We start from the raw sequence: 10,591 nt of genomic DNA, 5'->3' as shown, positions 1-10,591 counted from the left end.
CAATTGTCTTGTTTTAAAACAGGATTTCCGTTTCTGAAGTTGAAATCGCCTGCCTCTATCGGCAACGGCATCTTGTCTTTAAATGAAAAAGAGAGTGAGCATTATCTCGAAATATGGGAAAAATACTTGTCGGGAAATCCGGTTATCGTCAAATTTGTTCCGGCTTCGGGTGCTGCAAGCCGGATGTTTAAAAATTTGTTCGAATTTTTAGATGCCGACTATGTCGTACCGACCACCGATTTCGAAAAGAAATTTTTCAACAATATTACCCACTTCGCTTTCTATAATGATTTGAATGCCATCTGTATTAAAAATGAGGGGCAAGATATTCCGACTCTGATTGCAGAACAAAAATATAAGCTGATAATCGCAAATCTGTTATTAGAAAAAGGGCTGAATTACGGAGCACTGCCCAAAGGAATGTTGAAATTTCACAATTACGGAGATATTAACCGTACAGCCATGGAAGAACATCTTGCCGAAGGAGCTTTGTATGCACGCAATGCAGCAGGGAATGTCAATGTGCATTTTACCGTATCAAAAGAGCATTTACCCTATTTCAAACAGTTAGTTTCCGAGAAACAATCCGATTACGAAAAAAAATTCAACGTAAAATATTCGGTTAGTTTCTCAGAACAAAAACCGTCGACAGACACAATCGCCGCTGATATGCAGAATGAGCCTTTTAGAGACAATGGCAAATTGGTATTTCGTCCGGGTGGACATGGTGCTCTGATCGAGAACCTGAACGATATCGATGCTGATGTAATCTTTATCAAAAATATCGACAACGTCGTGCCTGATAAAATCAAGGATTCGACTGTCTTGTTCAAAAAAATAATCGGAGGGGTATTGATCTCTTTACAACAACAAATAGATAAATATGTCGAACTACTCGAAAGCGGGAAATATACAATGGATAACGTACGGGAAATTATCGCATTTGTGCAACAAAAACTTTTCATCCGCAATCCGGAAACAAAGATTTTTGAAGACAGCGACCTGGTTGTTTATCTATTGAAGAAGTTAAGACGTCCCATTCGCGTCTGCGGTATGGTCAAGAATGTCGGAGAACCCGGAGGAGGTCCGTTCCTCGCTTATAATCAAGACGGATCTTATTCTCTTCAAATCCTCGAAAGTTCCCAGATCGATCTTAAAAATCCCGAATCGAAAGTCATGTTCGAGGCATCGACCCACTTTAATCCGGTAGATTTAGTTTGTGCCGTTAAAAACAGAAAAGGAGAAAAATATAACCTTCCTGACTTCGTTGATAAAAATACGGGATTCATTTCTCTGAAATCTAAAAACGGAAAAGAATTGAAAGCCCTTGAATTACCGGGATTATGGAATGGCGCTATGTCCGATTGGAACACCGTATTCGTTGAAGTGCCGATCTCCACATTCAACCCGGTAAAAACAGTCAACGATTTGCTAAGAGAGCAACATCAATAAATAACAAGCTGTAAAAAAAGTAATTCCGGAAAAAATTTCCGGAATTACTTTTTTTATCATCAATAATTTTCCAACCGACCGGCATCGATACGAAGCAGTGTGAAAAGCAAAATAGTAAATCCCCAAAGAGATGATCCGCCATAACTGAAAAACGGTAAAGGTATACCAATCACCGGACATAACCCGATCACCATTCCCACATTAATGGCTAAATGAAAAAACAATATACTGGCTACACAATAGCCATATACCCGACCAAACACAGAACGCTGACGCTCGGCTATCTGAATAATACGTATAATCAGGGCAAAGAATAATATCACGACCAAAGAAGCTCCCCAAAAGCCTTCTTCTTCTCCGATTGTACAAAATATGAAGTCGGTATCCTGTTCGGGTACATACTTTAGTTTTGTTTGCGTTCCATTCAAAAAACCTTTTCCCCATAAACCTCCCGATCCGATTGCAATCTTCGATTGATTTACATTATATCCCGCTCCTCTGGGATCATCTTCCATTCCCAAAGCGACCTTAATACGAGTCTGCTGATGAGGCTCCATAATATCGGTAAACACATAATTCACCGAAAACAGAAAAACTACCGATGCTATGGCAAAACAAAGTGTAAGAAGAAGTTTCGTATTGCGACTTTGCAGATATAAAAAAACAATATACAAAGAGGATAGAAAAATCAATGATAAGATAACATATACCCAATTAAAAGATATTCCTAAAACAGACAGCAGATAACAAATTACGGAAACCGATGCCGACAGCAAAAGAAGATTCCGCACCACGACAGAGTCTTTATAAAAATAAGCGATCATACCGATTATGACCAAAACGATCAATGCCAGCACAAGCACCTCACCCACAGGGGTACTTCCCCACAACATATCGCTATATTTCACTCCTACCACAAAATAAACGATCGAACATAACCCGGCAAAAAGAATCAGTCCGGTCATGCCTTCACGATAAAGCATAAATATCAATGAGGCATATACCAAAGCCGATCCGGTCTCTTTCTGCATCATGATCAATGCCATAGGTAACAAAATCAAAAGGCAGGCTTTAAAAAAATTAGACGGCACGGTCAGCACGAAATTATATGAACTGATCAGACGTGCTAACGCCAATGCAGTCCCGAATTTTGCAAATTCAGCCGGCTGAATATTTACCGGTCCTAATACCAGCCATGACCGAGAACCTTTAATCTCCGGTGCTAAAAAAATAGTCGCTACCAGAAGTATCATAAAACCGATGTAAATAGGATAGGCCAAAGCTTCATACATGCGGCTGTCAAGCATCAGCAATACGAACGCTATACTGAACGAAAGCCCGATCCACAATAATTGTTTCCCGGAACGTTCCGAAAAATCGAATATACTGGCATCATCGAAATTATAGCTTGCGGCATAGATACTCACCCATCCGATAAATACAAGCACCGTATATAATCCGATCGTGTACCAATCAATAGACTTCCATATACTAATTTCCCTTAATGCCACTGTATATCATTGTATTTGATGTTACCATTCTTTCTTCTAAATAAGCTCTCTCAGGAGCTATAAAACCATTCAGATACTTTTCGATCATCAGGCTTCCTATCGGGACTCCGAAAGTAGCTCCAAATCCTGCATTCTCTACATAGACGGCTATTGCGATCTTAGGATTGTCCATCGGGGCAAATCCCATAAACGCAGAATGATCCTTTCCATGAGGGTTTTGCGCCGTACCCGTCTTTCCGCAAACATCTATTCCCGGAATAGCTCCAACCCGACAAGTTCCTCCCGTAACAGCCATTCGCATTCCTTCTACTATATAATTATAATATTCACTATCTATATGTGTATATCGACGCTGCCTGAACTCTTCATTTAAAACCGTATCTTGTATTTCTTTTACGACATGAGGAGTATAAAAATATCCCCGATTTGCAATCGTAGCCGCCAAATTTGCGATTTGCAACGGTGTAGCCAAAACTTCGCCCTGACCTATGCCGATAGAAATTACAGTCAGCGCCCGCCAGCGATTCTCACCATATATTTTATTATAAAACTTGCTATTCGGAATAAATCCCCGACTTTCTCCCGGCAAATCGATTCCTAACCGATAGCCATATCCCATCGAAACAAGATAATCTTTCCATATATCAAAAGCTTCGGCTGTATTTTTATATCTCGAACGACTGTCGAGCATGGACCGAAGCCCGTAACAAAAATAAGCATTACAAGAGGTCTGTAACGCCGGAAGCAACCCTAACGGAGATCCATGAGCATGGCATCCTACCTTCAGTCGTCCTGCAACAAAGCCATGATAGCAAGGATACATTGTATGAGGAGTTATCACTTTCTCTTGTAGAAATATAAGCCCCTGCGTCGGCTTGAAAGTAGAACCGGGAGGATATGCCGCCATAAATGCCCGGTCATATAACGGTTTATAAGGGTTCTTATTCAATTTCAAATAATTTTTCCCCCGCTCACGCCCGATTAATGCAGATGGGTCGTATGTGGGGCTCGATACCAAAGCCAATATCTCTCCGGTCGAAGGTTCTATCGCAACGATAGCTCCGATTTTGTTCTGCATCAAATATTCACCATATTGCTGCAAGTCCGCATCAATAGAAAGTTTCAGATTTTTCCCCGATTTAGGGGCTATATCATATATCCCGTCTTCATATTTCCCTTTTATTCGTCCATGTGCATCCCGAAGCAATATCTCTATGCCTTTTTCTCCTCTCAAATACTTCTCATAAGATTTTTCTACTCCAAGATCTCCGGTATAATCTCCTCGTATGTAATAATCATCTTTTTCAAGATCACGAGGAGAGACCTCCCGGATATTTCCCAATACATTGGCTGCACTATTTACGGCATATTGTCTGAGTACCCGATTCTGAATAAAGAATCCGGGAAATTTATAAAGCTTTTCTTGCAAACGTCCATAATCTTGTGCAGATAATTGGGAAATAAATGTTTGAGGGGTATAGGCCGAATATCCGGGATTTAACCTGCGATCTTTTACCATAGCCCAACGACGGTCGAACTGTTCGCGAGTAATACCCAGTGTCCGGCAAAAATCCAACGTGTCAAATTCCTGAATCTCCCGAACAATCATCATAACATCGTATGCCGGTTGGTTATAGACCAATAATTTACCGTTCCGGTCATAAATCAGTCCCCGTGAAGGGTATTGTATCTTTTTAAGAAACGCATTACTATCGGCAAACCGTTTATAATCATTATCCAATACCTGCAATGTAAAAAGACGTACCAGATAGATCAAGACCACAACAGTCATGATACCGATGATTACCCACTTGCGGTTTCCTAAATTGTAATCGACGTTCACTTCTTTTTCCAATTTAAGCTTTCCAATGCCAAGATCAAAATAAACGTAAGCAAAGTACTTGACAAAATACGTAATACGAGAATCAAAGGGGTGAAAAATGAAAAAGCTTCTATAATAAAAACTAAAATGCAAAATAGAAAAATCACACAAAATGCATATATCGAGAAATATCCCGATCCGAACGAACGAAACGACGGTACTAATGAAACTTCTTCATTACCCCGCTGTAACACCAAAGCGATAAACGTACGTCTTACAAAAGCAACGGAAACAGATGCCAAAGCGTACATACCGGGTGTATTACTGAATATATCGATAACAAGCCCCATCAAAAACGACAGAGTCATTGTCCAATTAGCAGACAACGTTGTAGGTAATTTCAAGATGAAATAAAGAAACAGAAAAGGGGTGGCATATCCGAACAAAGCAATACGGTTAAAGACCGATACTTGCAACAGCACCAGTATAATAAACGAAAATATATAACCGATTGCCGATTTACTCATCTTTTTTAGCCTCCATTTCCAAAATCCGACGTTCTTTTTGTCCTTTATCATCAAGAATCCGGACATCATTCAGTCGGAAAAAATCAGTAGATAGTTTCACTGTTAAAGCATAGAAATTATCATTCCGCTGTTTTGAGAAACCGTCGACCGTACCCACCATCAGTCCTTCTGGAAAAACAGAGGAGTAACCGCTTGTCACGATAGTATCGCCTTTGACAAACTTCACATGTCGGGGCAACTCCTCCAACACGGCAAAACGAGGATCTTTTCCATCCCATACTAAAGAGCCGAAATAATTACTGCCCTTTACTTTACAACTCAACCTTAATTTGGGATTCAATAACGATATAGCAACAGCATAATGATCTGAAACGACATTGACAATACCGACAATTCCATTCTGATCAATTACCCCCATCTCCGAATGAATTCCGTCTTTTCTACCCTTATTCAGTGTAATATAGTTATGAGTCTTAAAAACACTGTTATTTATCACCTGCGCAATTTGAAAATCATATCGGGAAAGAGATGAATCTGCAGACGTGCGAACCAACAGGGAATCTCCACTCAAGCGACTGACTTCATCCCGCAAACGAATGAGCTCCATCTCAAGATTGCCGTTCTGTTTTTGCAAATCCCGGTTTATCTCCTGTAACCCGAAATATCCTGTAATTCCACTGGTCATTATATAGAAACGGCCTGCCATTTCATTTGCCGAACTGAAAAAGACACTTTGCTGATAAGGATTGAATTTGAACAGCAAAACAAAACAGATGACAAGATAAAAAGCATACACAAAGATCGGACTGTGATTTATCAAAAAAGAGATCAGTTTGCGCATGTGCCGAATCTGACTAATTATTACTACTACGAGTCACCGACTGTTAGAAAGGATTTTCCCTTCCCGACAAACGGTAACTCGTTTATATCTAAAATCCCGGTATTACCGGATCAGGAATGAGAACTTATCGATATTTTTCAAAGCAATCCCTGTTCCTTTAGCAACCGCATGCAACGGATCTTCGGCTATATGGAAAGGTATTCCGATCTTATCGGTCAAACGCTTGTCCAGACCTCTCAGCAAAGCTCCTCCGCCTGCCAAATAGATACCGTTGCGCACAATATCCGCATATAACTCAGGAGGGGTTTGTTCTAATGCACTCAATACGGCAGCTTCTATTTTTGAAATAGATTTCTCGATACAATGCGATATTTCCTGATATGATACGGGAACTTCCATCGGAAGAGCCGTCATCCGGTTCGGACCATGTACGATATAATCCTCTGGAGGATTAGCCAATTCGGTAAGAGCCGAACCCACATTGATTTTAATCATTTCTGCTGTACGTTCTCCGACTTTAACATTGTGCTGACGCCCCATGTACTCCTGAATGTCGGCCGTAAGATCATCTCCGGCTATACGGATAGACTTATTCGATACGATTCCTCCCAATGAAATTACGGCGATTTCGGTAGTACCGCCACCTATATCCACAATCATATTTCCCTCAGGAGCTTCAACGTCCAGACCTATTCCGATAGCAGCGGCCATCGGTTCATAAATCATATAGACATCCCGGCCTCCGGCATGTTCGGCAGAATCCCGTACAGCACGAATTTCCACTTCGGTACTTCCTGAAGGAATACAAACTACCATACGCAAAGAGGGAGTAAACCAACGGTTTTTCGTATTCACCATTTTCACCATCCCCCGAATCATTTGTTCAGCAGCATAGAAATCCGCTATCACACCGTCTCTTAAAGGGCGTAATGTACGTATATTTTCATGAGTCTTACCATGCATCTGACGAGCAGTTTCTCCAACTGCTTTCAACTTATCGGTACGTTTATCCAATGCAACCATAGAAGGTTCATCTACCACTATTTTTCCATTGTGAATTATAATGGTATTCGCCGTACCCAAGTCTATCGCGATCTCTTGAGTGAAAGAAAATAATCCCATCTTACTATTTTATTTTTATAAAGCACAGATCATTCCGGGAAATATCCGATACCTGATCTATACCCTATCTTAATGTTTAAAATGTCGAATACCGGTAGTAACCATGGCTACTCCGTTCTCATTACAATAATCGATCGTCTGGTTGTCCCGCACCGAACCTCCGGGTTGGATAACAGTATCGATTCCTTCTTTGTGAGCAATCTCCACACAATCAGGGAAAGGGAAGAATGCGTCCGAAGCCATCACACAACCTTTCAAATCGAAATCGAACGATTTAGCTTTTTCTATCGCATGACGTAAAGAGTCCACTCGGGAAGTCTGCCCCACTCCGCTTGCATAAAGTTGTTTTCCTTTAGCTAATACTATAGCATTCGATTTACTGTGCTTTACAATTTTATTGGCAAATAACAAATCTTCTACTTCTTCCGGTGTTACGGATTTTTTTGTAACCTGCGTCAACTCTTCCGGTTTCTCACAGTGTAAATCCCGTTCCTGCATCAACACTCCGTTAAGTAAAGAGCGGAATTGCAAAGATTTTGTTTTATTCTCTTTTAGAACCAATATAATACGGTTCTTTTTCTGTTCCAAAATTTCTAAAGCATCAGCATCGTATCCCGGAGCGATAACGACTTCGAAGAAAAGATTGTTCATTTCTTCCGCCGTAGCTTTATCGATTTTACCATTTGTAATTAATACACCACCGAAAGCAGACACCGGATCGCCTGCCAACGCAGCTTTCCATGCATCTACCAATACAGGACGCGATGCTAAACCGCAAGCATTATTATGTTTCAATATGGCAAACGTCAATTCATCGAATTCCGCAATCAAAGAAACTGCGGCATCTATATCCAATAAGTTGTTATATGAAATTTCTTTCCCATGAAGTTGTTCGAACATTTCACCAAACTTCCCGAAGAAAAGACCTTTCTGATGAGGATTTTCGCCATAACGCAATACTTTGGCATCGTTCTCGGCACAACGGAAATAAGAACCTTCTCCGTTATCGAAATAATTAAAAATTGCAGTATCATATCCTGAAGAAACAGCAAAAGCCTCTTTTGCAAACCACTTGCGATCTTCTATCGAAGATTCCGCACCTTTCTCATTCAACAACTGCATCAGAGGAGCATATTGTCCTTTCGAAGCGACAATAACTACATCTTTAAAATTTTTCGCAGCAGCACGTATCAGAGAGATACCGCCGATATCGATTTTCTCGATAATGGCGCTTTCGTCAGCTCCCGAAGCTACAGTTTCTTCAAAAGGATAAAGATCAACAATCACCAAATCTATTTCCGGAATCTCATATTCTGCAATTTGTTTCTGATCGCCTTCCAGCTCACGACGACACAATATACCTCCGAAAACTTTAGGATGAAGGGTTTTCACACGCCCTCCCAATATTGAAGGATATCCGGTCAGGTCTTCAACAGCTTGACAGGGCAATCCCAATGATTCTATAAAAGCCTGCGTACCACCGGTAGATATAAAACGTACACCTTCACTATGTAATTTCTTTAATATCTCATCTAATCCATCTTTGTGGAATACCGAAACCAAAGCGGTTTTAATTCTCTTGTTTTCAGACATATATGCAAGTTTAAGTTTTTCAAAGCACAAAAATACGAAATAATGTGATTGAAATACACAGATTATGCGAAAGTTTTAGAAAAAATAATGTTACAAACTTTTTGATTCTCACAAACGTATCGCTTCTATCCCCAAAAACAAAAAGGAATGTAAATTCAAACAAGAAAACAGTCCTTTTTACCGCCTTTCAAAAAGAAAATATATAAAATCAAATTCTATTTTCACTTTCTTAAAATTCTTAGAATCATCGGCTTCAATCCGAAAATACCGTTCGATCTATCCCGGTTCAACCGAACAAAATCATCCCGATACTTGCCATCCCAACGAACAATGGTCACATCTCCCGACATGCCTGTTTAAATTTTAGAAAATGCCTGATCAAGATCTGCAAGAATATCATCTATATGTTCCGTACCTATCGAAAGCCTTATAGTTGAAGGCGTAATATGCTGTTGCGCCAATTCATCCGGTGTCATTTGAGAATGTGTTGTAGTATATGGATGGATGACAAGACTTTTTACATCAGCGACATTGGCCAGTAACGAAAAAATTTCTAATGAATCGATAAATTTCCAGGCCTCTTCTTTTCCTCCTTTTATTTCAAACGTAAAAATACTGCCAGCTCCTTTAGGAAAATACTTTTCGTAAAGGGCATGATCGGGATGATCCGGTAGCGAAGGATGATTCACTTTCGATACTTTCGGATTATTTTTCAAATAATCAACCACTTTCAAAGCATTTTCGACATGCCGTTCTACTCGCAGGGATAAAGTTTCCAGCCCTTGCAACAGGATAAAAGCATTGAACGGAGAGATAGCAGCACCGGTATCACGCAAAATGACCGCCCGTATGCGGGTAACAAATGCCGCTTGTCCTGCCACATCTGCAAAAACAGCTCCATGATAACTCGGATCTGGTTTAGCTAAAGTATGGAATTTTTCTGCATCTTTTTTCCAATCGAATTTACCGCCATCCACAATAACTCCCCCTAAACTAGAACCATGTCCACCGATAAATTTAGTCGCAGAATGGATTACTATGTCCGCTCCATGCTCAATGGGACGAATCAAGTACGGAGTCCCGAAAGTGTTATCTATAATCAACGGAATATTATGACGATGAGCGACTTCTGCAACAGCATCGATATTCGTCACATCAGAATTCGGATTCCCAAAAGTTTCGGCATAAATCGCTTTTGTATTAGGTCTGATTGCAGCCTCGAGCAATTTCAGATCATTCACATTGACGATAGTATAGCTAACACCTTGTGCTGCCAACGTATGCGTAATGAGATTGAACGAACCGCCATATAAATTGTCTGCAGCAACAACATGATCTCCCACTCCAAGTATATTCTGCAAAGAATAAGTAACAGCGGCGGCACCCGAAGCGACAGCCAACCCCGCAACCCCGCCTTCAAGAGCTGCTACCCGTTCAAATACATCCTGAGTCGAATTTGTCAACCGTCCGTAAATATTTCCTGCGTCACGCAATCCGAAACGGTCGGCTGCATGCTGAGAATTATGAAATACATAAGAAGTGGTTTGATAAATAGGTACTGCACGTGCATCTGTTGCCGGATCTGGATGTTCTTGCCCTACATGAAGCTGTAAAGTTTCAAAATGATAATTTTTCTTTGACATAACAGTATATGTTTATTATTTACAACGGTAAAGCTACATTATACAGGATAATAATCCAATATATTTTAATAATACAGAAA

Annotated in this window: 9 protein-coding genes; 1 reads left to right on the top strand and 8 read right to left on the bottom strand. The window is 40.4% G+C overall.

Annotation, left to right across the window (positions count from 1 at the left end):
• Positions 1-1,452 (top strand): DUF4301 family protein (locus AC1WHX_RS07085; RefSeq protein WP_481229066.1); only part of this gene is annotated, 1,452 nt, incomplete at its 5' end.
• 59 nt (positions 1,453-1,511) lie between these two features.
• Here the strand turns inward: AC1WHX_RS07085 and rodA are convergent.
• The 8 genes from rodA to AC1WHX_RS07045 all read right to left on the bottom strand — a co-directional run bounded on the left by rodA (position 1,512) and on the right by AC1WHX_RS07045 (position 10,511).
• A complete protein-coding gene (gene rodA / locus AC1WHX_RS07080; RefSeq protein WP_303116647.1) occupies positions 1,512-2,963 on the bottom strand; it encodes a rod shape-determining protein RodA in 1,452 nt (483 codons plus the stop codon).
• Positions 2,944-4,806, bottom strand: a complete 1,863-nt coding sequence (mrdA, locus tag AC1WHX_RS07075) for a penicillin-binding protein 2 (protein ID WP_009317580.1) — start codon at positions 4,804-4,806, stop codon at positions 2,944-2,946. Before mrdA ends, rodA begins: the two co-directional genes overlap by 20 nt.
• On the bottom strand, positions 4,803-5,312 hold the full coding sequence (mreD, locus tag AC1WHX_RS07070; protein ID WP_009317581.1) for a rod shape-determining protein MreD: 510 nt from the start codon (positions 5,310-5,312) through the stop codon (positions 4,803-4,805). The genes mrdA and mreD overlap by 4 nt, the downstream gene beginning before the upstream one ends.
• Positions 5,305-6,153: a rod shape-determining protein MreC gene (mreC, locus tag AC1WHX_RS07065; RefSeq protein ID WP_022602153.1), complete on the bottom strand. Its 849-nt coding sequence runs from the start codon at positions 6,151-6,153 to the stop codon at positions 5,305-5,307. Before mreC ends, mreD begins: the two co-directional genes overlap by 8 nt.
• A 102-nt stretch (positions 6,154-6,255) precedes the next feature.
• A complete protein-coding gene (locus tag AC1WHX_RS07060) occupies positions 6,256-7,275 on the bottom strand; it encodes a rod shape-determining protein (RefSeq protein WP_009317583.1) in 1,020 nt (339 codons plus the stop codon).
• A gap of 69 nt (positions 7,276-7,344) precedes the next feature.
• Positions 7,345-8,868, bottom strand: a complete 1,524-nt coding sequence (gene purH, locus AC1WHX_RS07055; RefSeq protein WP_022389837.1) for a bifunctional phosphoribosylaminoimidazolecarboxamide formyltransferase/IMP cyclohydrolase — start codon at positions 8,866-8,868, stop codon at positions 7,345-7,347.
• Positions 8,869-9,089: 221 nt separating this feature from the next.
• Positions 9,090-9,218 carry a hypothetical protein gene (locus AC1WHX_RS07050; RefSeq protein ID WP_302544626.1) on the bottom strand — a complete coding sequence of 43 codons (129 nt, stop codon included), beginning with the start codon at positions 9,216-9,218 and terminating at the stop codon, positions 9,090-9,092.
• Between the two features lie 6 nt (positions 9,219-9,224).
• Complete coding sequence (locus AC1WHX_RS07045) at positions 9,225-10,511, bottom strand: O-acetylhomoserine aminocarboxypropyltransferase/cysteine synthase family protein (RefSeq protein WP_481229063.1); 1,287 nt, start codon at positions 10,509-10,511, stop codon at positions 9,225-9,227.
• Between the last annotated feature and the right edge of the window lie 80 nt (positions 10,512-10,591).

Source organism: Coprobacter sp. (assembly GCF_982436375.1).
This window is presented reverse-complemented; position numbering and strand designations above follow the sequence as displayed.

What these genes read in the sequence shown, in the direction of transcription:
- AC1WHX_RS07045 (WP_481229063.1), bottom strand. Translation starts at nt 10,511, where the DNA reads ATGTCAAAGAAAAATTATCATTTTGAAACTTTACAGCTTCATGTAGGG.
- mreC (WP_022602153.1), bottom strand. Translation starts at nt 6,153, where the DNA reads ATGCGCAAACTGATCTCTTTTTTGATAAATCACAGTCCGATCTTTGTG.
- mreD (WP_009317581.1), bottom strand. Translation starts at nt 5,312, where the DNA reads ATGAGTAAATCGGCAATCGGTTATATATTTTCGTTTATTATACTGGTG.
- AC1WHX_RS07050 (WP_302544626.1), bottom strand. Translation starts at nt 9,218, where the DNA reads ATGTCGGGAGATGTGACCATTGTTCGTTGGGATGGCAAGTATCGGGAT.
- AC1WHX_RS07060 (WP_009317583.1), bottom strand. Translation starts at nt 7,275, where the DNA reads ATGGGATTATTTTCTTTCACTCAAGAGATCGCGATAGACTTGGGTACG.
- purH (WP_022389837.1), bottom strand. Translation starts at nt 8,868, where the DNA reads ATGTCTGAAAACAAGAGAATTAAAACCGCTTTGGTTTCGGTATTCCAC.